This is a genomic window from Micromonospora sp. A200, from assembly GCF_029893845.1.
Classification (GTDB): Bacteria; Actinomycetota; Actinomycetes; order Mycobacteriales; family Micromonosporaceae; genus Micromonospora; species Micromonospora purpureochromogenes.
Map to the genome: position 1 here is coordinate 1 of NZ_JARXXY010000009.1, position 20914 is coordinate 20914.

The 20914-nt window shown below is 74.6% G+C and carries 21 protein-coding genes, 1 tRNA gene and 1 pseudogene; 16 read left to right on the top strand and 7 right to left on the bottom strand.

From position 1 onward, the window contains the following. Positions 1-327: 327 nt before the first annotated feature. The gene (locus M2302_RS10640; RefSeq protein WP_280837948.1) at positions 328-1275 is read left to right on the top strand and encodes a Ppx/GppA phosphatase family protein; all 948 of its coding nucleotides are present in this window, start codon (positions 328-330) and stop codon (positions 1273-1275) included. Between the two features lies 1 nt (position 1276). Here the strand turns inward: M2302_RS10640 and M2302_RS10645 are convergent, their stop codons facing one another. Next, on the bottom strand, positions 1277-1948 hold the full coding sequence (locus tag M2302_RS10645; RefSeq protein WP_280837750.1) for a hypothetical protein: 672 nt from the start codon (positions 1946-1948) through the stop codon (positions 1277-1279). Positions 1949-2069: 121 nt separating this feature from the next. On the opposite strand from M2302_RS10645, the gene M2302_RS10650 reads away from it, so the two are divergent. From M2302_RS10650 to M2302_RS10700, 11 genes are all read left to right on the top strand, one after another. Beyond that, entirely contained in the window at positions 2070-2402 is a 333-nt protein-coding gene (locus tag M2302_RS10650; RefSeq protein WP_280837751.1) for a PadR family transcriptional regulator, read from the top strand. Further along, positions 2399-3463, top strand: coding sequence for a hypothetical protein (locus tag M2302_RS10655; RefSeq protein WP_280837752.1), 1065 nt, complete (start codon positions 2399-2401; stop codon positions 3461-3463). The genes M2302_RS10650 and M2302_RS10655 overlap by 4 nt, the downstream gene beginning before the upstream one ends. 107 nt (positions 3464-3570) lie before the next feature. Further along, entirely contained in the window at positions 3571-4107 is a 537-nt protein-coding gene (locus M2302_RS10660) for a hypothetical protein (RefSeq protein WP_280837753.1), read from the top strand. Positions 4108-4332: 225 nt separating this feature from the next. Then, complete coding sequence (locus M2302_RS10665; protein ID WP_280837754.1) at positions 4333-5019, top strand: dienelactone hydrolase family protein; 687 nt, start codon at positions 4333-4335, stop codon at positions 5017-5019. Then, positions 5012-5752 (top strand): uracil-DNA glycosylase, encoded by a 741-nt coding sequence (locus M2302_RS10670; protein ID WP_348529414.1) that lies wholly within the window; start codon positions 5012-5014, stop codon positions 5750-5752. The genes M2302_RS10665 and M2302_RS10670 overlap by 8 nt, the downstream gene beginning before the upstream one ends. Positions 5753-5772: 20 nt before the next feature. Next, on the top strand, positions 5773-6516 hold the full coding sequence (locus M2302_RS10675; protein ID WP_280837950.1) for a DUF4129 domain-containing protein: 744 nt from the start codon (positions 5773-5775) through the stop codon (positions 6514-6516). A gap of 61 nt (positions 6517-6577) precedes the next feature. Continuing rightward, positions 6578-7138: a hypothetical protein gene (locus M2302_RS10680; RefSeq protein WP_280837951.1), complete on the top strand. Its 561-nt coding sequence runs from the start codon at positions 6578-6580 to the stop codon at positions 7136-7138. Next, positions 7138-8148 carry a MoxR family ATPase gene (locus M2302_RS10685; RefSeq protein ID WP_280837755.1) on the top strand — a complete coding sequence of 337 codons (1011 nt, stop codon included), beginning with the start codon at positions 7138-7140 and terminating at the stop codon, positions 8146-8148. Before M2302_RS10680 ends, M2302_RS10685 begins: the two co-directional genes overlap by 1 nt. Further along, on the top strand, positions 8145-9524 hold the full coding sequence (locus M2302_RS10690; RefSeq protein WP_280837952.1) for a DUF58 domain-containing protein: 1380 nt from the start codon (positions 8145-8147) through the stop codon (positions 9522-9524). Before M2302_RS10685 ends, M2302_RS10690 begins: the two co-directional genes overlap by 4 nt. A gap of 114 nt (positions 9525-9638) precedes the next feature. Then, positions 9639-10199 (top strand): hypothetical protein, encoded by a 561-nt coding sequence (locus tag M2302_RS10695; protein ID WP_280837756.1) that lies wholly within the window; start codon positions 9639-9641, stop codon positions 10197-10199. A 103-nt stretch (positions 10200-10302) separates the two neighbouring features. Continuing rightward, positions 10303-11637, top strand: a complete 1335-nt coding sequence (locus M2302_RS10700) for an NAD(P)/FAD-dependent oxidoreductase (RefSeq protein WP_280837757.1) — start codon at positions 10303-10305, stop codon at positions 11635-11637. A gap of 59 nt (positions 11638-11696) precedes the next feature. On the opposite strand, the gene M2302_RS10705 is transcribed toward M2302_RS10700, so the two are convergent. Next, positions 11697-13532 carry a hypothetical protein gene (locus tag M2302_RS10705; RefSeq protein ID WP_280837758.1) on the bottom strand — a complete coding sequence of 612 codons (1836 nt, stop codon included), beginning with the start codon at positions 13530-13532 and terminating at the stop codon, positions 11697-11699. A gap of 101 nt (positions 13533-13633) precedes the next feature. Between M2302_RS10705 and M2302_RS10710 the strand changes: the two genes are divergently transcribed. The 4 genes from M2302_RS10710 (at position 13634) to M2302_RS10725 (ending at position 15919) form a co-directional block, all read left to right on the top strand. Beyond that, positions 13634-13714, top strand: a tRNA-Leu gene (locus tag M2302_RS10710). Positions 13715-13820: 106 nt separating this feature from the next. Then, a complete protein-coding gene (locus M2302_RS10715) occupies positions 13821-14642 on the top strand; it encodes a Bax inhibitor-1/YccA family protein (RefSeq protein WP_280837759.1) in 822 nt (273 codons plus the stop codon). Between the two features lie 162 nt (positions 14643-14804). Beyond that, entirely contained in the window at positions 14805-15560 is a 756-nt protein-coding gene (locus M2302_RS10720; RefSeq protein WP_280837760.1) for a Bax inhibitor-1/YccA family protein, read from the top strand. A gap of 38 nt (positions 15561-15598) precedes the next feature. Next, positions 15599-15919 carry a hypothetical protein gene (locus M2302_RS10725; RefSeq protein ID WP_280837761.1) on the top strand — a complete coding sequence of 107 codons (321 nt, stop codon included), beginning with the start codon at positions 15599-15601 and terminating at the stop codon, positions 15917-15919. A gap of 4 nt (positions 15920-15923) precedes the next feature. On the opposite strand, the gene M2302_RS10730 is transcribed toward M2302_RS10725, so the two are convergent. From M2302_RS10730 to M2302_RS10750, 5 genes and pseudogenes are all read right to left on the bottom strand, one after another. Further along, a complete protein-coding gene (locus tag M2302_RS10730) occupies positions 15924-16508 on the bottom strand; it encodes a CHAD domain-containing protein (RefSeq protein WP_348529415.1) in 585 nt (194 codons plus the stop codon). Between the two features lie 430 nt (positions 16509-16938). Next, positions 16939-17406, bottom strand: a pseudogene (locus M2302_RS10735) (CYTH domain-containing protein); the annotation flags it as partial. 40 nt (positions 17407-17446) lie between these two features. Then, positions 17447-18709, bottom strand: coding sequence for an acetyl-CoA C-acetyltransferase (locus M2302_RS10740; RefSeq protein ID WP_280837762.1), 1263 nt, complete (start codon positions 18707-18709; stop codon positions 17447-17449). A 90-nt stretch (positions 18710-18799) separates the two neighbouring features. Further along, the gene (locus M2302_RS10745) at positions 18800-19603 is read right to left on the bottom strand and encodes an SGNH/GDSL hydrolase family protein (protein ID WP_280837763.1); all 804 of its coding nucleotides are present in this window, start codon (positions 19601-19603) and stop codon (positions 18800-18802) included. A gap of 97 nt (positions 19604-19700) precedes the next feature. Next, positions 19701-20750, bottom strand: a complete 1050-nt coding sequence (locus M2302_RS10750; protein WP_280837764.1) for an SGNH/GDSL hydrolase family protein — start codon at positions 20748-20750, stop codon at positions 19701-19703. Positions 20751-20914: the final 164 nt, after the last annotated feature.

Consider the following 20914-nt stretch of genomic DNA (forward strand, 5'->3'; position numbering starts at 1 on the left):
CCAGTTCTGACCTTCGACAAGCCAGAACCTAGGCAGGACAACGGCATGCGCCATAAACGACGCACCGAACCACCCACACATGCGTCACAAGACCCATAAATATGCCTGACAGGCATGTCGCTCAATCAGGTCCATGCTCCCTGTCGCCGTCCGTCCGCTCGCCGCTCGGCCGCCGCGTTCGCCGCCCGCCCGCTGCCCGCCGCCCGCCGGCCGCCCGCCGTCGGCACGACGGCCGGCAGAGCGCGGAGGTGGGGGCGCGGAGGTGGAGGCGCGACCCTGGGGCCGGGGCCAGCAGGCTGCCGTAGGGTTGCTGCCGTGACGACGCGTGTGGCCGCCATCGACTGTGGCACCAACTCCATCCGCCTGCTGGTCGCCGACCTGCCCGACCCGTCCGCCGGGGCGCAGGCGCCGCTGGTCGACCTGACCCGCCGGATGGAGATCGTCCGGCTCGGCCAGGGCGTCGACCGGACGGGGCGGCTCGCCCCGGAGGCGATCGAGCGGACCCGGGTGGCGCTGGCCGAATACGCCGCCGAGATCGAGAAGCTGGGCGCGGAGCGGGTGCGGATGTGCGCCACCTCCGCCTCCCGGGACGCCGCCAACGCCGGGGACTTCCGGGCCATGGTCGAGCAGACCCTCGGTGTCGCGCCCGAGGTGGTCACCGGCGACGAGGAGGCCCGGCTCTCCTTCACCGGCGCGGTCCGGGGGCTGCCCGCCGACGCGGAGCCGCCGTACCTGGTGGTCGACATCGGCGGCGGCTCGACGGAGTTCGTCGTCGGCACCCGCGAGGGCGGGGTGCAGGCGGCGATCTCGATGGACATCGGCTGCGTCCGGATGACCGAGCGGCACCTGCACGGCGACCCGCCCACGCTGGACGAGATCGCCGCCGCGCAGGCCGACATCGCGGTCGCGGTGGACCGCGCGCTCGAGGCCGTCCCCGGCCGCCAGGCCGCCACCCTGGTCGGCCTCGCCGGGTCGGTCACGACCGTGGTCGCCATCGCCCAGGGCCTCACCGAGTACGACCCGGAGCGCATCCACCACGCCCGGGTGTCGTACGAACGGGTGGCCGACGTGACCGCCGACCTGCTGGCGAAGACTCGCGAGCAGCGGTTGGCCGTCCCGGTCATGCACCCCGGGCGGGCCGACGTGATCGGCGCCGGTGCGCTGGTGCTCCGCGTGATCATGGAGCGGGCCGGCATGCCGTCGGTGGTCGCCTCCGAACACGACATCCTCGACGGCATCGCCTGGAGCCTCGCCCTGCGGGACCAGCGTCAGTAGTTCACCGCGACGGCTGGCGCCTCCAGTCCGACCACTGCCCGCGCCCGTCCCCGGAGCCGCCCGCCAGCGAGCCGGCCCGGTCCGAACGATCGGGTCGGTCCGCACCGCTGGTCCCCACCAGCTCCGGCTCCGGCGTCGTGGGTGGCGTGCCCAGGCCGAGACCGTCCACGCCCAGTGGGCGGTCCCGGCCCGCCGCGGGCGGGATGATCTCGTCCGGTACCAGCGCATCGGGTGCGTCGGCGGCGGGCTCCGGCCAGCGCTGCCAGCGGCGGATGCTCACGACCCCGACGAGCAACAGCGAGCCCACCAGCAGTGTCGTCCCGGTCCGTACCGGGGCCGCCAGGTCGACCTGGTAGCCGCCCAAGGTCAGTTTGTGGTCGAGCAGGCTCATCAGCGCGGCGGGGCGGATCAGTAGGCCCAGGTAACTGGCCGAGTAGACCAACCCGGTCAGCGCCGCGCCCAGCGGGGAGATCCGGAGCGTGGCGATGAGCCCGAGCAGGATCCCGGCAGCCGCCAGCACCAGGGCGGGTCGCACGAAATCACTGCTGTCCAGCGCCCCGCCATCCTGTGCATCGGCGAACGCCTGTGCTGACCGATCCTGGCCGAGGGCGAACAGGATCCAGGCCAGCGGACCCACGACGGCTGCGGTGATCACGGTTCGGATGTGTCGCATCCGGGCAAGGTACCGATCTTGCTCGTGGATCAGCAGGCCAGCTAAGCGAAACTTAATTCGACGGATTGAACTGGGGCGAGGGCGTTGACGGTACTACGCAATCCACACTACTCTCGAATCCGTGGATACCACACAGCTCCTGAAGGGTGTGCTCGACCTCGCCGTGCTCGCCGTGCTCAGGGATGAGGACGGCTACGGTTACGACATCCTGCGCCGGCTCCGCGAGGCCGGTCTCGACGAGGTCGGCGACGCCTCGGTCTACGGCACGCTGCGCCGGCTCTTCGGCGCCGGCCTGCTCACCACGTACGTGGTGCCCAGCGAGTCCGGGCCGCACCGCAAGTACTACGCGCTGAACGCCGCCGGCCGGGACCAGCTCACCCGCTCCGGCAAGACCTGGCGCTCGTTCGCCACCACCATGGACACGCTGCTCGACGATCGGGGGATGGCGGCATGACCGTCACTGGGCAGGAGATCACGGACTATGTGGAACGGGTGCGGGCCGCGCTGGCCGACCTGCCGCCGGCGGTCCGCGAGGAACTGACCGAGGACCTGCCGGAGCATCTCGCCGAGGTCGCCGCCGAGGACGGCGGCTCGCTGGTCGAGCGGCTGGGCGAGCCGGAGGCGTACGCGGCCGAGTTGCGCGCCGCGGCTGGCGCGGGCGAGCGGTCCGCCGGCCGGCTCGGCCTGGAACAGCGATTCGGCGCCGTCGCGGGCCGGGTCCGCAGCCGGCTCTCCGGCCTGGACACCCGGCTGGGCCCCCCGCTCGGGTACGCCTCGGCGAGCGAGTTCCTCCGCCTGCTCCGCCCGGCATGGTGGGTGCTGCGCGGCTACCTGGCGGCGTCGCTGCTGGGCGCGATGACCGGCGCGCCGCTGGCCGTGGTGCCCCGGGTGGGCAGCAGCGCGATGGCCGGGCTGGTGCTGCTGGTCGGCTGCGTGCTGGCCTCGATCTGGCTGGGCCGCCGAGCCGGCGAACTGCGCCGCTGGCCGCGCCTCCTGCTGCGCGCCGGCACCCTGGTGCTCATCGTGTTCGCCCTGGCCGCCCTGGTGCAGGTGGACGAGCGGGCCCGCTGGCACGGCGACTACGGCTACGACCCGATCTCGGTGCGCAACCCGTACGACGAGGTGCAGGACGTCTACGTCTACGACAGCGAGGGGCGGCTGGTGGAGAACGCCCGGCTCTTCGACCAGAACGGCACCCCGATCCGGCTCGGCTGGCCCTCCTGCGCCGACCCGGCCCTGCCCGACGTCAACCCGGTGCAGCGCGGCTACCCGTACTGCCCGGAGCAGGCGCCGTTCCGGCCCCGCCCGCCGGCGCAGGTGCCGGTCCCGCCGGGCACCGCCCCGACGACCGCCGCACCCTCGGCCACCGCGACGCCGACCGGTGCCGCGCCGACGCCGACCGTCAGCGCACCGACGCCGACCGTCAGCGCACCGGCGCCGACCGGGGGCGCACCGGGCCCGACGGTGACCGCGCCGGCCGGGCCGACCGCTCCGGCGCCCGTCCCGACGAGCTGAGGATCGATCCTGGGAAATAGCTGAACGGGTGAGGGGAACGGGACACCGCATCTCGATCTTGGTGGCTACGGTGTCGTCTGCTCGTCCACCCCTCGGAAGGATCCTCAGTGTCAGAGCAGGTAGCACCGCCCCCCGCGCCGCAGGCCGCGCAGCCCGAGCAGCTCGCGCAGCCCGACCCGGCCCCGCAGGCCGACGCGGCTCCGCAGGCGGACGGGGCCGCGCCGGCGGCGTCCCCGGTCGAGGCGGCGGCGACGGGATCCGGCGGCCGCAAGGCGCTGGTCATCATCGGCGCGGTGGTCGTGTTCCTGGTCGTCGCCGGCCTCAAGTTCGGCCTCGGCACGGCCATCGGGAGCTTCCTGAACTCCGACGAGACCGCCGAGGCCAAGGCCGGTGACTGCATCGCCGAACTGCCCACGGTCACCGGTACCGAGGAGCGCTCGGTCAGCAGCGCCGAGGTCGTGAAGTGCACCTCGACCGAGGCCGTCTACACCGTGGTCGGCCGGGTGGAGGACCAGACCGAGGCGCAGGCCAGGAGCGGCCAGGCGTGCGAGCAGTACATCAAGCCCAGCGAGGACGGCTACGTCTTCTACAACATCGCCCCGGGCGGCAAGGGCTACCTGCTCTGCCTGACCAGGAAGGCCTGACCGGCCGGGACCACGAGGGCCGGATCGGCCTCGGCACGACCGTCGGACTGCGGCGCGGGAAGCCCCCGCGCCGCCGTCGTCGTACGCCGGTTCACCATGCGGTGAACGGGAGGTATATGCCACTGTTCTCGCGTCTTCCCGGCGCGCTCACGGCGTGGCAGGCTACCGGCACGTAGGACCACTGGGCGACCAGCCAACGATGACTGACCGCTAGGAGGACGGCCGATGGGCGAGATGGTGAGCTACGCCAGCAACGGTGGGACGAGCGAGGGGTATCTCGCGATACCCTCCAGCGGTGCGGCCAGCCCCGCGGTCATCGTCATCCAGGACTGGTGGGGTCTGGTGCCCCACATCCGGTCGGTTGCGGACCGCTTCGCCGAGGCCGGCTTCGTCGCCCTCGCCCCGGACTTCCGGCACGGTCAGCCGGCCAGCAAGCCGAGTGAGCCCCGCCAGATGCTGAACAGCGTGCAGATGGACGAGGCGGCGGCCGACATCGCCGTCGCGGCGGACTACCTGGCCGGCCGTCCCGAGGTCACCGGCAAGGTCGGCTGCGCCGGGTTCTGCGCCGGCGCCAGCCTGGCCCTCTGGGCGGCCACCCGCTCCGAGCGGATCGTCGCCACCGCCGCCTTCTACCCGCGGCTGCCGTGGGAGGCGATGCGTTCCGAGTGGACCGACTACGCGGGCAAGGCGGCCGTCATCCACTGCTCCGAGGCCGACGGCCTCTCCGCTGCGGACGGCGTACAGACCGTCCGCCGGGCCATCGAGACGGCCGGCGGCACCTGCCAGACCTACGACTACCCGGGCACCGCGCACGCGTTCTTCAACGAGGACCGGCCGGAGAACTTCGACCAGCGGGCCGCCGCCACCGCCTGGGCGCGCACCCTGGAACTCTTCCGGGCCAAGCTTGGCTGAGCCCCGTACCCCCGCCGAGGTGGTCGCCCGCGCCGCGCGGGCGACCGACCTGGCCGACCTCGACGGTGCGGTCAGCAACTGCTTCGCCTGCCCGCGCCTGGTCTCCTGGCGGGAGGAGGTCGCCCGGACGAAGCGGGCGGCCTTCCGCGAGCAGCACTACTGGGGTCGCCCGGTGCCCGGCTTCGGCACGGCGGACGCCCGGATCGGCATCCTCGGGCTGGCCCCGGCCGCGCACGGCGGCAACCGCACCGGTCGGATCTTCACCGGCGACCGGTCGGGCGACGTGCTCTTCGCCGCCCTGCACCGCGCCGGCCTGGCCAACCAGCCGACCAGCGTGGCCGCCGACGACGGGCTCACGCTGCGGGACACCCGGATCTTCGCCGCGGTGCGGTGCGCGCCGCCGGACAACAAGCCCACCCCGGCCGAGCGGGACACCTGCGCGCCGTGGCTGCACCGCGAGGTCGGGCTGATCCGGCCCACCCTGCGCGTCGTGGTCGCGCTGGGCGCCTTCGCCTGGGCAGCGTGGTGGCCGGTGCTGCGCGACGTGTACGGCGTCCGCCCGCCCAGCCCGCGACCGGTCTTCGGTCATGGGGCACACTGGTCCGGGACGGCCGCCCCCGAGCTGCTCGGTTGCTACCACGTCAGCCAGCAGAACACCTTCACGGGACGGCTGACACCATTGATGCTGGACGACGTGTTCGCCCGGGCGAAGCAACTCGCCGGGGTGGACTGAGGCTGCGTGGGGCGGTGGCGATGGACCTCGGCGTGCTGCGCAGGTGGTGGCCCGTCCTCGCGGTGACCCTCCTGCTGGCCGCCGCGGCGCTCGCCGCCGGTCACTCCTCGATCGGCGCGAGCCGCATCCCGCCCGCCGCCAAGCAACTCCCGTACGTCCCGGACTACCCCTCCGCCGCGCCGGCCCCCTCCATCCCGATCGAGCCGCGCGCCGGTGCCGAACGCACCCAGGCCGACATCCCGCAGTGGATCGCGACCGCGGCGATCGTCCTGCTGGGCCTGGCCATCCTGCTCGCCCTCGGCTACCTGGCCTGGACGCTGATCCGGGGCGCCCTGCGCCGCACCACCCGGGCCGTCCCGGCCGCCCGCGCCCGGCGCACCGCCGAGGGCACCGCCCGCGAGGTGGTCGCCGCCCTCGACGCGGGCCTGGTCGAGTTGGACGACGCCGACACCGACCCGCGTACCGCCGTGATCGCCTGCTGGGTACGCCTGGAGGAGGCCGCCACCGAGGCCGGCGTGCCGCGGCGTACCGGGGACACCCCGACCGACCTGGTCACCCGGCTGCTGCGGGGCGACCCGGCCGCCGGGGTGCCCGCCATCGCCAGCGCCGACGTGCTGGACTCATTCGCCCACGTCTACCGCGAGGCCCGGTACGCCACCCACACCGTGGACGCCCGGATGCGCGACCAGGCCCGGGCGGCGCTGCGCCGGCTGCGCGGCGAACTGACCGCCCTCGCCACCGCCGCCGAGGAGGTGCCGGCGTGAACGCGCGACCCGTCGAGCCCCGGGCGGTGCGGTCGTGACCGAGCGCACCGGCCTCGACGACCTGCTCACCTTCGAGGAGGAGCCGCCGCCACGCGCCGGCCGGCAGCGCGGCGGCCGGGGCCGGGCGGTGCTGCGTACCCTCGCGGTCGCCGCCGCCGTCACCGCGGTGGTCCTCGCCGTCCTGCGCGCGGTCGGCCTCCAGGTCTCGATCTGGATCGTGGTGGCCGGCGTGCTGGCGGTGCTCGCCGTCCGCCGGGTCACCGCCGGCCTCGCCCCGCCACCCCCGCCCCGCGCCGGCGGCCGGGCTCCGGCCGGCGAGGAACCCGGCTCGTACGACTGGGGCGCCCGGGACGCCCTGCGGACCGCCATCAACGGGTGGGAACGACCGCTGGACTGGTCCTCGGGCAATCGGAAGCGGTTCACCGAGCGGATCCTGCCGCGGCTGGGCGAGCTGGCCGACGAGCGGCTGCGCCAGCGCCACGGCCTGACCCGCGAGTCCGACCCGGCCCGCGCCCGCACCCTGCTCGGGGAGCCGCTGTGGACGTTCCTCGACACCCCCTCCCGCCGCCCCCCGTCGCCGCGCGACCTCGCGGCGATCGTCGCCGAACTGGAGAAGATCTGATGAACGACGTGGATCGCAAAAGCATCCCCGCATCGGAGGTAGGCCACCTGGCCCGGGCGGTGCTGGACGCGGTCGGTCAGGTCGTGGTCGGCAAGCGGGAGTCCCTGGAGCTGGTCCTCGCCGGCATCCTGGCCGGTGGGCACGTGCTGCTGGAGGACCTGCCGGGGCTGGGCAAGACGCTGACGGCGCGGTCCTTCGCGCAGGCCCTCGGCCTGGACTTCCGCCGCCTCCAGTTCACCCCCGACCTGCTGCCGGCCGACGTCACCGGCTCTTTCCTCTACGACCAGCGCAGCGGTGACTTCTCCTTCCGGGCCGGCCCGCTCTTCACCAACCTGCTGCTGGCCGACGAGATCAACCGGACGCCGCCGAAGACCCAGTCGGCGCTGCTGGAGGCGATGCAGGAGAAGCAGGTCTCCGTCGAGGGCGTCACCTACCGGCTGGACGAGCCGTTCCACGTGCTCGCCACCGCCAACCCGATCGAGTACGAGGGGACGTACCCGCTGCCCGAGGCGCAGCTCGACCGGTTCCTGCTGCGGGTGTCGTTCGGCTACCCGCAGCGCGAGGAGGAGTGGGACGTGCTGCGCCGGCGGATGGCCCGCCGCCGCGAGGAGGCCGAGATCAAGCCGGTGGTGGACGCCGCCACGCTGCGCGCCATGCAGGCCGCGCTGGAGGACGTGGTGGTGGAGGACTCCGTCGGCCGGTACATCGTCGACCTGACCGCGGCCACCCGCGAGCACCCGTCGGTGCTGGTCGGCGCCTCCCCGCGCGGCTCGCTGGCGCTGCTGCTGCTGGCCCGCGTCCGGGCGGTCTTCGCCGGCCGCGACTACGTGGTGCCGGAGGACGTCAAGGAGGTGGCCGCCCCGGCGCTCGCGCACCGGATCACGCTGCGGCCGGAGATGTGGCTGCGGCGGGTCGATCCGTCCTTCGTGGTCGGTGAGGTGCTGGAGCAGACTCCCGCCCCGGCCAGCGGCGCGCTGCCCAGCTACGCGGCCGGCCGGCCGGGGCGCTGACGACCGTGCCCACCGACGAAGCGGCGGAGCCGACGGCGGGCTGGGCGCCCACCTGGGCGCTGGGCCGGGCGGTGCTGCTCACCGGGGTGCTGCTGATCGCCGCCGTGCTGCTCGGCCGGGTCGACCTGGTCGTGCTCGCCGCGCCGTTCGCGCTCGGCACCGCGTACGCGCTGCGCCGCCGGCCCACCGCCGCGCCGCAGCTGGAGATCCTCGCCGACGACGCGCACCTGGTCGAGGGCGGCGCGATGGCCGGCACGGTCAGCGTCGGCAACCCGGACACCGTGGCGTACGACGTCGCGGTGGTACGGGCCCGCGTCTCGCCGTGGCTGCGCGTCGAGCGGGTCGGCTTCGGCGGTGCCGGCGTGGACGTGCGCCGCTCCGGCGGCGCGGACCGCCCCTTTGTCACCTCGATCCCCACCGGCCGGGCGGTCGACCTGGAGCTGTCCGGCACCGCGCTGCGCTGGGGGCGGCACCCGATCGGCCCGGCCGGCGCGCGGGTCGCCGCCGCCGACGGGCTGCTCGTCTCCCGCGCGGTGATCACCGACCCGGTGCGGATGCGGGTCTACCCGGAAACCGAGCAGTTCGAGGCGGTGGAGGCGATGCCCCGGGCGGCCGGGCTGGTCGGCGCGCACCACTCGCGCCGCCCGGGCGAGGGCGGCGAGCTGGCCGGCGTCCGGGTCTTCGGGCCCGGCGACCGGCTGCGCCGCATCGACTGGCGGGTCTCCCTGCGGGCCCGTCAGCTGCACGTGGCGGCCACCCTGTCGGACCGGGACGCCGAGGTGGTGGTCCTGCTCGACGTGCTCGCCGAGGCGGGCCGCTCGGGCGGGGTGAAGGGCGCCGCGTCCGTGTTGGACACCACCGTCCGGGCCGCCGCTGCGATCGCCGAGCACTACCTGCACCGGGGTGACCGGGTGGCGATGCTGGAGTACGGGCCGGCGGCCCGCCGGCTGCGCCCGGCCACCGGCCGCCGGCAGTACCTGACGGTGCTGGAGTGGCTGCTCGACGTGCGGGCCGAGGCCTCCCCGCATGAGCCGTACGACCAGGTCTTCGGGCCGCAGGTGCTCTCCGCCGACGCGCTGGTGGTGGTGCTCACCCCGCTGCTGGACGAGCGGTCCGCGCAGATGCTGGCCCGGCTGGCGCGGGGCGGCCGGTTCGTGGTCGCGGTGGACACGCTGCCCACCGACCTCGCCCCGCCCGGCGAGCGGGGCTGGGCGCCGGTGGCGTTCCGGCTGTGGCGGCTGGACCGGGACACGATGATCGCCCAGCTGCGCGAGCACGGCGTGCCGGTGGTGCGCTGGGCCGGCGCGGGCAGCCTGGACCAGGTGCTGCGCGACGTGGCCCGGCTGGCGACCGCCCCAAGGGTGGGGGCCCGGTGAGCGCGAGGAACGCAGCGCAGCGGAGTCCCGCAGTCGCGAACGAAGGCGAGCACCGGTGAGCGCGAGGAACGCAGCGCAGCGGAGTCCCGCAGTCGCGAACGAAAGCTGGCACAGATGAAGGCGGTCACGGAACGGGTGCGGGCGTTGCGGGCGGCGGCGAACCGGGTGAGCCTGGCGCCGCTGCTGGTGCGCGCCGGCATCTTCCTCACCGTGCTGGTCGGTCTGCTGCTGGCGTACCCGGTCGAGATGTTCTCCGCGCGGGCGCTGCTCGCCCTCACGCTGGTGGCGGTGTTGCCGGGGGTGGCCCCGCGCCGGGGGTGGCCGACCTTCGCCGCCCTGGTCACCGTGGGCGGCTGGGTGCTCGCCTCCGCCGGGTACGACCGGCCGATCGCGCTCTGGCGGCTGCTCGCCGTGGCCGCCGCCGTCTACCTGGCGCACACCCTCTGCGCGCTCGCCGCGGTGCTGCCCTACGACGCCGTGGTCGACCCGGATCTGGTGCTGCGCTGGCTGAGCCGGGCCGGCGTGGTGATCCTCGCCACGGCCGTGGTCGGGGTGATCCTGGCCTGGCTGGGCGAGATCGGCGGGGGTGCCGGGTTTCAGGCGGCGACGGTGGCCGGACTGCTGGTGGCGGTGGGGTTGAGCGGGCTGCTGGGCTGGCTGCTGCGTCGCGGGTAGCGGGACGGCTCCGGGACGTTGCGCAGGTCACAGGGGTTGTGCTCCGTCACAGAAGGGGGTCTCGGACGGGATTACCCGAGCCCCCCGGGGAAAGATAGATGACGTGAATCCGAAGCGGATCCTTGTCGTGGGTGCCGGGCACGTCGGCCTGTACGCCGCTCTGCGCCTGTCCAAGAAGCTGAGCTCCCGTGAGGCCGAGGTCGTCGTCGTCGACCCGCAGCCGCACATGACCTACCAGCCGTTCCTCCCGGAGGCGGCGGCCGGCAACATCTCGCCCCGGCACTCCGTGGTGCCGCTGCGGCGGGAGTTGCGCCGGTGCAAGGTCGTGGCGGGTGCGGTGACCCGGATCGACCACGACCGGAAGACCGCGGTGGTGCAGCCCATCAGCGGCCCGCCCCGGGAGATTCCGTACGACCACATCGTGGTCGCCCCCGGCTCGGTCTCCCGGACCCTGCCGATTCCCGGCCTGCACGAGCACGGCATCGGTTTCAAGACCATCGGCGAGGCCATCTACCTGCGCAACCACGTGCTGGACCGGCTCGACGTGGCGGCCGCCACGCCGGACCCGGCGGTCCGTCGCTCGGCGCTGACCTTCACTTTCGTCGGCGGTGGTTACGCCGGCATCGAGGCGCTCGCCGAGATGGAGGACATGGCCCGGGACGCGCTGCGGTACTACCCGGAGCTCAAGCCCGAGGACATGCGCTGGGTGCTGGTCGAGGCGACCCAGCGGGTGCTGCCCGAGGTCGATCGGGACATGGGCGCCTACACCGTCCAGCAGCTGCTCAAGCGCAACATGGACATCCGCCTGGACACCCGGCTGGAGTCCTGCGTCGACGGCGTGGTGAAGCTCTCCGACGGCGACACCTTCCGTTCCGACACCATCGTGTGGACGGCCGGCGTGAAGCCGTCGCCGATGCTGGACGCGACCGACTTCCCGCGTGACGAGCGCAAGCGGGTCACCTGCCTGCCGACGCTGCAGATCGTCGACGGCGACCGGGTCGTCGAGGGCGCCTGGAGCGCCGGCGACTGCGCCGCCGTGCCGGACCTGACCAAGGAGCCGGGCAACTACTGCTCGCCGAGCGCCCAGCACGCGGTGCGTCAGGCGGCCCGGATGGCCGACAACATCGCGAACGTGATCCGCGGTCGCGAGCCGGTCAACTACAAGCACAAGCACGCGGGCAGCGTGGCCAGCCTCGGCCTGCACAAGGGCGTCGCCCAGGTGTACGGCGTGAAGATGACCGGCTGGCCGGCCTGGTTCATGCACCGGACGTACCACATGAGCCGGATTCCGTCCTTCAACCGCAAGGTCCGGGTCGTGGTCGACTGGTCGCTGGCGTTCTTCCTCAAGCGTGAGGTGGTCGCCCTCGGCCAGCTGCACGACCCGCGCGAGGAGTTCGCCGAGGCGTCCCAGCCGGTCGGCGCCGGCCGCCCGGTCTGATCCCGTTCACGACGAAGGCCCCCTCCCGGCACGGGAGAGGGCCTTCGTCGTATCGGGGGTCAGACCCGCCAGGTCCAGGCGTCGGCGATCCGGGTGCCCGGGCCGTAGAGCTGCACCAGGGTGCGGCGCAGGCTCTCCGCGTGCGGGGCGTCGTCGGTGACCGCGACGCAGGAAGCGCCCCAGAAGTCGGCGTCCGCCCGGGCCTGCCGGCGCTGCTCGTCGCCGATCACCGGCTCGTCGCCCCGCCGGGCCACGTCGGCCAGCAGCGCCGAGGTGGGCTGCTTGTAGGTGCCCATCGCGGCGGTCCCGTCCCGGCCGTACGGGCCGATGAAGAAGCCCTCCGGGATGCCGAACGCCCCGTCGGCCGCCGCCGCCCAGCGCATCGGCCAGGGCTCCTTGGGGGTGGCGGCCGGCACCGGCACCAGCACCCCGCCGGGGCGTACGCACTCGCGCCAGTGGCCGCCGGTGATGAACTCGGGCAGCGCCGGGCGGTCGGTCGTCGGCAGGGGAGCGGGGAAGACGGTGAGCAGGGCCGCCCCCACCGCGGCGGGGACCAGCCGCCGGCCCCGGCCGGGCCGCCGCAGCGCGCGGTCCACCGCGAGCACCAGCAGCGTCGCGGCCAGCGGCAGCAGGGGCAGCCCGAACCGCATCGGCAGCGCGCCGTCGATCACCGGCAGGCCGGCGAGCAGCGCGTACGGCCCGGGCACCGCGGTGCGGGTGCCGTCGTGCACCACCTCGGGGCCGAGCGACAGCGCGCCCATCGCCAGCGCGCCGGCGACGCACGCGACCACCACCGGCCGGCGCCCCAGCCAGAGCGCGCAGCCGGCGGTGACCAGCAGCAACGGCAGGCCGAGGAAGGTGTTGTACTCGGCCGGGCCGGTGGTCAGCCGGGCCGACGAGTCGCTGCCAACCACCGACAGCGGGGAGATGGTCCACCAGCTGCGCAGGTCGGCCGAGAAGTAGTGCGGGCTGAACATGCCGTCGGCCACGCCCTGCGGCCCGGCGAACTGGAACCACAGCGGGTAGCCGAGGACGAGCAGGGACAGCCCGGTGGCGAGCATCAGGCCGCCGGCGAAGCCGGGCAGCGCCCGGCGCAGCAGCTCGCGGTCGGTCATCGCGTACGCCACCGTCATCACCAGCAGGGTGACCGCGGTGAGGAAGAGCACCTCCTCGCCGATGAAGACCTGCGCGGTGACCGCGGCGGCCAGGCCCAGCGCCGAGGTGACCAGCCGCCGGCGGTCCGGCCCGCCCAGCGACGCCGGGCCGGGGTCGGCCGCACGGAGCATCCGCACGACCAGCCAGACGATCACCGGCACCAGCCACTGGGCGGTCATGTGCAGGTGGCTGTTGGACTGGGACACCATGCCCGGGCCGAAGCCGCACAGCCCGGCGCCGAGCGCCGCGGCGAGCCGGTGGGCGCGCAGCGTACGGGTGTAGAGCAGGTACCAGGCGACGGCGGTGCCGGCGAGGTTCACCCCGGCCAGCAGGGCGAAGGTGACCGGTGCGCCGAAGAGCAGGGTGACCGGGGCGAGGAGCACGCCGAGCGCGATGACCGTGGTGTTGGTCATCAGGTTCACCCCGTCGGGGCTGTTGAGCCGGTCGGTGAGCAGGCCGAAGTCGCCGAGCACTGCCCGCGAGTCGACCGCCAGGAACCACTCGTAGAGGGTCTGGTCCTCCGGGTTGAGCGCCAGCACCCGGCCGGTCGGGTCCGGCCACAGGCCCTGGGTGAGCCAGCCGGCGAGCAGCGTGAACGCGAGGCCGACGAGCAGGCCGGTGCGGTGCCGGGCGACGGACGCCCGCCAGCGGGTGGCGCGGGAGCCGGCCGTGGCCGGCTCGGCGAGGCCGACAGCCAGGTCGGGGTCGGCGTCGGACGCCGTACGGGCTGCGCTGGTCACGGGCTCGACCCTAGTGCGGCACCCGTGACGGGGTACGCCGGGTCGCCGGTGAACGGTTACGGTGACACTGCACCGCGCGTGTCGGCGTGCCGGTGCCGCCCGCCCGGGTGGTGGAACGGCAGACACGGCCGCCTTAAAAGCGGCTGCCGAAAGGCGTGCGGGTTCGACCCCCGCCCCGGGCACCCTCAGCTTTCCCTCAGCCCGCGCACGGGCGCGCAGGTCGCTGGATGCGTTTACTCTTGTAGGGCACGTCGTGCGTGCGACGACCCCCTGAGGGAGGCCTGAGAAGTGAAGACCTCGAACCCGGTGCTGGCCCGGCTCGGCCAGGCGGCCGAGCGGGAGCGTTCCGCCGGGTACGCCCCGCCCGGGCAGTACGGCCACGGCCAGCCCGGTATTCCCCAGCAGTACCCGGGCCAGCCCGGTTACCCGGTGGCCCCGGCCGCCGGCACCATGTCCATCGACGACGTGGTCGTCAAGACCGTCGCGCTCCTGGGCATCCTCGGCGTCTCTGCCGCGGCCGCCTGGGTGCTGGTCCCGGACGCGCTCCTCGGCCCGGCGTGGCTCGGCGCCGCGATGGTCGGCCTGGTGCTCGGCCTGATCATCTCGTTCTCCCGGATGGCGAACCCGGCGCTGGTCGTCGCGTACGCCGTCGTCGAGGGTGCCTTCGTCGGCCTGGTCAGCAAGGCGTACGAGACCGCCTTCGAGGGCATCGTGCTCCAGGCCGTGGTGGCCACCTTCGGTGTCTTCTTCGTGATGGCCATGCTGTACAAGGCGAAGGTCATCCGGGCGACCCCGAAGTTCGTCAAGGGCATGATCGCCGTGATGGCCGGCCTCTTCGCCGTCATGCTGATCAACTTCGCGCTGGCGGTCTTCTTCGACGTCAACACCGGCCTGCGCGACGGCAGCCCGCTGGCCATCGGCTTCAGCCTGGTCTGCATCGTGGTCGCGTCGCTGAGCTTCGTGCTCAGCTTCAAGGAGGTCGAGGACGGCGTCCGGATGGGGCTGCCCCAGCGCTACTCCTGGACGGCCGCGTTCGGCATCGTGGTCAGCCTGGTCTGGCTCTACCTGGAGCTGCTCCGCCTGCTCAGCTACTTCCAGGGCGACGACTGACCGTCGGAGCTCCTCGGCGCCCGCCACCGCGACCCGCGGCGGCGGGCGCCGTCGTCTGCGCAGCCGGTCGCGGCCGCATCTCGGCCCGCCCGTTTCCCCGCCGCCGCCGGCCCGTCCGGGGGAGAGTGACACCAGGGGTACTGCCCGGCGAGGAGGTGGAGGGTGCGCAGCGCCAACCCGGTCCTGGACCGGCTGGACGACAGCAGCCGGGAGCACCGGCTGCCCGGTGCGGGCGGCGCGGAGGCGGTGACCGTCGACGACGTGGTGGTCCGTACCGTCGGGCTGCTGCTGCTCACCGGCGCCACCGCGGCGGTGGCCTGGGTGGTCGTGCCGCAGGCGGTGTGGGTCCCGGCGGCGCTGGCCGGCACCGCCCTGGCCGGCATCGCGCTGCTCCTGGTCATCTCGCTGCGCGGCATCACCCACCCGGTCCCGATCATCGGGTACGCCCTGCTCCAGGGGGTGCTGCTCGGGGTGGCCAGCCGGGCGTTCGAGCTGGTCTACCCGGGCATCGTCGCGCAGGCGGTGGTGGGCACCTTCGGGGTGTTCCTCGGGATGGCGGCGCTCTACCGGGCCCGGCTGGTCCGGGCCACGCCCCGGCTGGCCCGCCTGGTGATCGGCACGCTGATCGGGCTGCTCGCCGTCAGCCTGGTCAACCTGGTCTTCCGGGTGTTCACCGGCCGGCAGGGCGTGGAGATCTACAGCATCTCCGGCCAGGTCGGCTGGCTGCCGTACGCCTTCTCGGCGGTGGCGATCATCGCCGGGGCGCTCAGCTTCATCCTCGACTTCGACCAGGTGGAGCGGTCGGTCCGCACCGGCCTGCCCCGCCGGTACGCCTGGCTCTGCGCGTTCGGGCTGCTGGTCGGGCTGATCTTCCTCTACTGGCAGATCCTGCGGCTGCTCAGCTACCTGCGCCGCTGAGCGGGCGCGGGGCGGGGCCGGCCGTAGACTCGGCGGCGATGAGCGCAGCGGAGTTGGACCGGGCGGTGGAGCTGCTGGTCCGTCAGGTGGGGCACTGGCAGCAGCCGCGGTGGGCGGCGATCGCCGCGGGGGGCAACGTGTCCCGTGCCGACCTGGTGCACCGGCTGGTGCAGGAGCTGGCCAACCTCGGCGCGGACGCCGAGGGAGAGCCGCGTCGGGGCGTACCCCGGTTGGACAACGACCTGGCGCTCGTCGACCAGCTCCGGGTGGTGGCGGCCGACCTGGTCGCGGCCGGGGCGCCGGACGCGACGCTGGCCCGGGCCGCCGCCGAGGTGGCGGCGACCCGCTCGGCGCTCTGATTCCTCACTTCCTCAGCCAGCGGCGTACCTTCCGCCGGCGGGCCCGGTCCCGGGCGGCGGGGATCGCCCGCAGGTCCCGATCGGCCGCCGTGGCCTGCCGGGCGTGCAGCAGCCCGTAGGTGAAGGTGTTCTCCCGGTCGGCGTACGCGCGCAGCGCCTGGCGTCGCAGCACCTCCCGGGTGACCACCGAGTCGTGCTGCGTGCCGAGCAGGTCCTGGAGGTCCTTGAGCCGTTCCACCAGGGCGGCGGCGCGCTGCCCGGCGTCCGGCTCGCGCACCTCGACGGCGTACCGGGCGGCCTTGTACGCCTTGCGCGCCTCGTGCAGCGCGACGTCCGCCTCCTGCGTCCGTTGCCCGTCGAGAGCCCGGTCCAGCCGGTCGTCGGCGCGGGTGACCGCCCGGCGGACCCGGCGGGCGACCCAGCGCGCGTCGACGGCACGGGCGGGCGGAGCCTCCAGCAGCCGGTCCAGTCCGGCCAGCAGCTCGGTGTAGCGGTCGGAGTCCAGCGTCCGGACCAGCTCGTCGAGGGCGGTGGCGAGGTCGGCGGCGAACCGCTCCGAGATGCGCGCCGCGACGGGACCGAGGACCAGGTCGGCGGGTTCGGCGCGGACGGCGTCGGTGAGCCGGGCGGGCCATCACCTGCGCGTCGCGGACCGGCCCGAGCTGGCCGCCCAGCCAGCGGAGCTCGGCGCGCAGGGCCTCGCTGCGCGGACGGTCCCAGCGGCCGCGGAAGGTGCGCAGCGTGGCCCGCAGCCGGCGGACGGCGACCCGCGTGTCGTGCACCGCGTCCTCGTCACCGTGCCGGGCCCCGGGATGGTTCGCGATCAGCACGTCGCGCTGGGTGAGGGCGTAGCGGGCGACCGGGTCCGTCGGAGCCGCGTCGGTGGCGGCGGCGAGCCGGCCGGCGAGGGCCCGATGGGACTTGGAGACGGGAACCGGGCGGGCGCCCGCCTCGCGCAGCCGCGACTGCACCGCGTCGAGCAGCCGGTCGTCGCCGTTGACCAGCTCGACCTCGATCTCCCGCCACGCCTGCCGCTCGCCGGTGACCAGGTCCCGCCCGTCGACGGTGTCCTCGGCGACCTCGGCCAGCACCCGGCCCGCAGCGTCCAGCAGCCGTCGTTCCACCCGGTGGGTGGTGATCCGGGCCGCCGGTTGGACCGCCTGCCCGCGGGAGGCGGCCCGGAACAGCCCGACCAGCTCCGCCGGCGGGTCGAGGTCGTCCGCGCCGGCCGGGAACTGGTACTCGGTCCGGGCGCCCCCGGCCGCGCCGACCTTCAGGTGCCAGCCGGCGTCGTGACCGCCGGTCCGCCGGCGCAACGCGAAGCCGCTGCGCCCCAGCCGCAGGTCCGGGGTGTCCACGTAGACCGCGTCCAGGTCGAAGGCGGTGGCGTCCGACATCGTCGCGACGCCACCGCACCCCGTCAGGTCCGGCAGCCGGAAGCCCTCGTCGGCGGAGTACTTGCGTTCCCGCTCCACCACCGTCGCCATGCGGATCCGATACCCGCGCGGACGACCGGCGAACCGGGGATCAGCTGAGCCGCTCCAGCACCATCGCCATGCCCTGGCCGCCACCGACGCACATGGTCTCCAGGCCGATGGTCTTGTCGTGCCACTCCAGGGAGTTGAGCAGCGTGCCGGTGATCCGGGCGCCGGTCATGCCGAACGGGTGGCCGACGGCGATCGCGCCGCCCATCACGTTGACCTTCTCCTCAGGGATGCCGAGCTGCCGGTAGGAGGGGATCACCTGCGCGGCGAACGCCTCGTTGATCTCGACCAGGTCGACGTCGTCGACGGTCATGCCGGCCCGCTTGAGGGCCTGGCGGGACGCCTCGACCGGGCCGAGGCCCATGATCTCCGGCGACAGGGCGGTCACGCCGGTGGAGACGATCCGGGCCAGCGGGGTGAGCCCGAGGTCCTTCGCGCGCTGGGCGCTCATCACCACCACCGCGGCGGCGCCGTCGTTGAGCGGGCAGCAGTTGCCGGCGGTGATCCGGCCGTCGGGGCGGAAGACCGGCTTGAGCCCGGCGACGGCCTCCAGGGTGACCCCGGCGCGCGGGCCGTCGTCGGTGCTGACCACGGTGCCGTCCGGCGTAGTGACCGGGGTGATCTCGCGGGCCCAGAAGCCGTCGGCGATCGCCTTGTCGGCGAGGTTCTGGCTGCGGACACCGAAGGCGTCCATGTCCTCGCGGGTGACGTCGTACACCTGGGCGAGGTTCTCGGCGGTCTGCCCCATCGTCAGGTAGATGTCGGGAAGCTGGCCGGCCTCGCGCGGGTCGGCCCACACCTCGGCGCCACCGGCCGCGCGGGCCTTGGAGCGCTCCTGCGCCTCGGCGAAGCGGGGGTTCTCCCAGCCGCCGCCGACCAGCGCCTGCGCCTCCGGCGGGAGGGTGTCGGAGTTGCCCCGGGCGTACCGGGAGACCGTCTCCACGCCGGCGGAGATGAAGACGTCGCCCTCACCGGCGCGGATCGCGTGCATCGCCATCCGGGTGGTCTGCAGGGACGAGGCGCAGTAGCGGGTGAGGGTGGCGCCGGGCAGGCCGTCCAGGCCCATCAGCGTGGCGACCACCCGGGCCATGTTGAAGCCCTGCTCGCCGCCGGGCAGGCCGCACCCGAGGTAGAGGTCCTCGACCTCGGTCGGGTCGAGCCCGGGGATCTTGTCCAGCGCGGCCTGGACGATGGTCGCGGCGAGGTCGTCGGGGCGGACCTCGCGCAGCGAGCCCTTGAAGGCGCGACCGATGGGGGAGCGGGCGGTGGCGACGATGACGGCGTCGCGGGACGACTCAATCGGCATGAGCCCACGTTAACTCGCCGGTAACTTGGCGCGGAAGCTGCCGGGGCGACGGGAAATGTCACCCTGGGCTCCCGCCCGCCCGCCGCCCGATCAGTGGCGGGAGGCGCTGGTGGCCGCGGCGGCCACCGCCGGCAGCAGGGCGTGCGCCCAGACCCGGTAACCGTCGGCGGAGGGGTGGAAGCCGTCGGGGCAGAAGGTCCCGGCGTCGGCGCGGAACACCGGCCCGGTCTCGGCGCCCAGGTCGACCACACTGCCGCCGGCGTCGAGCACGGCCGTCGTCTGCGCCCGGGCGGTCCGCCGCCCCGACCAGCCGAGCACCTGCCGCAGCGGCTGCGCGACGGCGCGGACCGCGCCCAGGTCCGGACAGGTGCCGACCACCACCTCCACCCGCGCGTCGCGCAGCCGGCGCACCGCCGCGCCGAGGTACGCCGCGGCCTCGCCCGGCCGGCGCATCGCGGTGGCGTCGTTGGCGCCGATCAGGATCACCGCAACGTCGGGGCGCTCGCCGAGCAGCGCCCGGGCCACCTGGGTGGCCAGGTCGGTGGAGCGGGAGCCGGAGACCCCCACGCTGGACAGGTGCACCTGCCGCCCGGTCGGCCCCTCGGCCAGCAGGTGGGCCAGTTGCCCGCCCACGGTCTCGTCGAAGCGTTCGACCCCCACGCCGAGCGCCGAGGAGTCGCCCAGCAGCACCAGTCGCAGCGGCGGGGCGCCGGCCCGGCCGACCGTGGCGCGCAGCGCCAGGCCCAGCTCCGGCTGGGCGTAGCTGCGGTTGCGGGCGGCGACGGCCTGCCCGGCGAGCACCGCCGCGCCGCCGATGGTGCCCGCGACCAGGGAGAAGGCCGCCGCCTTGCCGAGCCGGAGCGCCAGCTCCGCACCGATGCCGCGTTCGGTCATGACGACACCTCCCCGTGCGGGACGTCGCGCCGGCAGGCGCGCTCCTGGCGGCGGTCGGCACGGGGCTCCGCCGCGCGGGGCCCGGTGGTTCGCTCGCTCATGCCGATCCCTCCAGTGTGGGTGAGTCGGTGGCGGGACCGGGTTGCGGCACCGCGCCGACGCCGAAGAAGGCCCGCCGGCGCAGGTGGGCCCAGCGGCCGGCCGGCCCGCGGTCGCGACCCCGGACCTGGGCGCCGCTGACCTCCGTCCCGGCGTGCCGGGCCGCCTCCTGGGCGGCCTCCGGCAGCGACCGTACCCCCTCGGCCCGGACCGGCACCGGCCTGCGTTCCGCGCCGGCGCCCAGCGCCGAGATGACGGTGGGCAGCAGCGCGGCGGCGGCCACCGCGTACCCCTCCGCGGACGGGTGGAACCGGTCCCAGGCGAACATCCGGGTGGGTTCGGCGACGAACCGGGGACCGAGCATGTCGCCGAGGGAGACCGTCCAGCCGCCCGCCTCGACCACCGCCACCGTCTGGGCGGCGGCCAGCTGCCGGCTCCACCGCCGGGCCAGCCAGCGCAGCGGCGGCTGGATCGGCTGGATCGCGCCGAGGTCGGGGCAGGTGCCGACGACCACCTCGCAACCGGCGGCCCGCAGCGCGCGGACCGCCTCGACCAGATAGCGCACCGCCAGCCCGAGCGGGGTGCGGTTGGTGACGTCGTTGCCGCCGATCAGGATCACCGCGACGTCCGGGTCGCACTCCAGCGCCGACTCGACCTGCGGCCTGAGCCCGGCGGAGAGCGATCCCACCACGGCGAAGCGGTGCACCCGGACCGGCCGGTGCAGCCGTCGGGACAGCCCGGTGGCGAGCAGCGCCCCCAGGGTCTCCCGGCGCCGGTGCACGCCGTAGCTGGCCGCCGACGAGTCGCCGAGCACCACCATGGTCAGCGGGCGGCCGGGGCACTTCGCGCCGTAGACGCCGTCGCAGCGGGGTGGGGGCGCCTCGGCCATCGGGATGGTGCGCCGGGCCTGGCGGGCCTGACCGAGCAGCACGCCGCCGGTCGCGACGAACGCCGCCGCGGTGGCGCCCGTGCCGATCGCCGCCATCCGGGCGATCTGGCGGGCGCGGTGCCAGCGCGGACCCGGTACGACGGAACCAGCCACCCCCATACCGCCACGTTATCGCGCCAGCCCGACACGCCGCTCTCCTCGGGCTGGCCGGTTCGTGCCTGGGAAGCGCCGCTTCTGGGTACCTGTCCGGTGACGGCGACGGGCGACGGGCGCCGGCGGAGCAGGTCGCGGCGGGCTTGCGCACCCGCGTCACGCTGGTCGGG

Bases quoted from the DNA above. Each gene is read 5' to 3' on its own strand.
- M2302_RS10665 (WP_280837754.1), top strand. From the start codon at position 4,333: ATGGGCGAGATGGTGAGCTACGCCAGCAACGGTGGGACGAGCGAGGGG.
- M2302_RS10740 (WP_280837762.1), bottom strand. From the start codon at position 18,709: ATGCCGATTGAGTCGTCCCGCGACGCCGTCATCGTCGCCACCGCCCGC.
- M2302_RS10725 (WP_280837761.1), top strand. From the start codon at position 15,599: ATGAGCGCAGCGGAGTTGGACCGGGCGGTGGAGCTGCTGGTCCGTCAG.
- M2302_RS10655 (WP_280837752.1), top strand. From the start codon at position 2,399: ATGACCGTCACTGGGCAGGAGATCACGGACTATGTGGAACGGGTGCGG.
- M2302_RS10675 (WP_280837950.1), top strand. From the start codon at position 5,773: ATGGACCTCGGCGTGCTGCGCAGGTGGTGGCCCGTCCTCGCGGTGACC.
- M2302_RS10645 (WP_280837750.1), bottom strand. From the start codon at position 1,948: ATGCGACACATCCGAACCGTGATCACCGCAGCCGTCGTGGGTCCGCTG.
- M2302_RS10695 (WP_280837756.1), top strand. From the start codon at position 9,639: ATGAAGGCGGTCACGGAACGGGTGCGGGCGTTGCGGGCGGCGGCGAAC.
- M2302_RS10750 (WP_280837764.1), bottom strand. From the start codon at position 20,750: ATGGGGGTGGCTGGTTCCGTCGTACCGGGTCCGCGCTGGCACCGCGCC.
- M2302_RS10745 (WP_280837763.1), bottom strand. From the start codon at position 19,603: ATGACCGAACGCGGCATCGGTGCGGAGCTGGCGCTCCGGCTCGGCAAG.
- M2302_RS10685 (WP_280837755.1), top strand. From the start codon at position 7,138: ATGAACGACGTGGATCGCAAAAGCATCCCCGCATCGGAGGTAGGCCAC.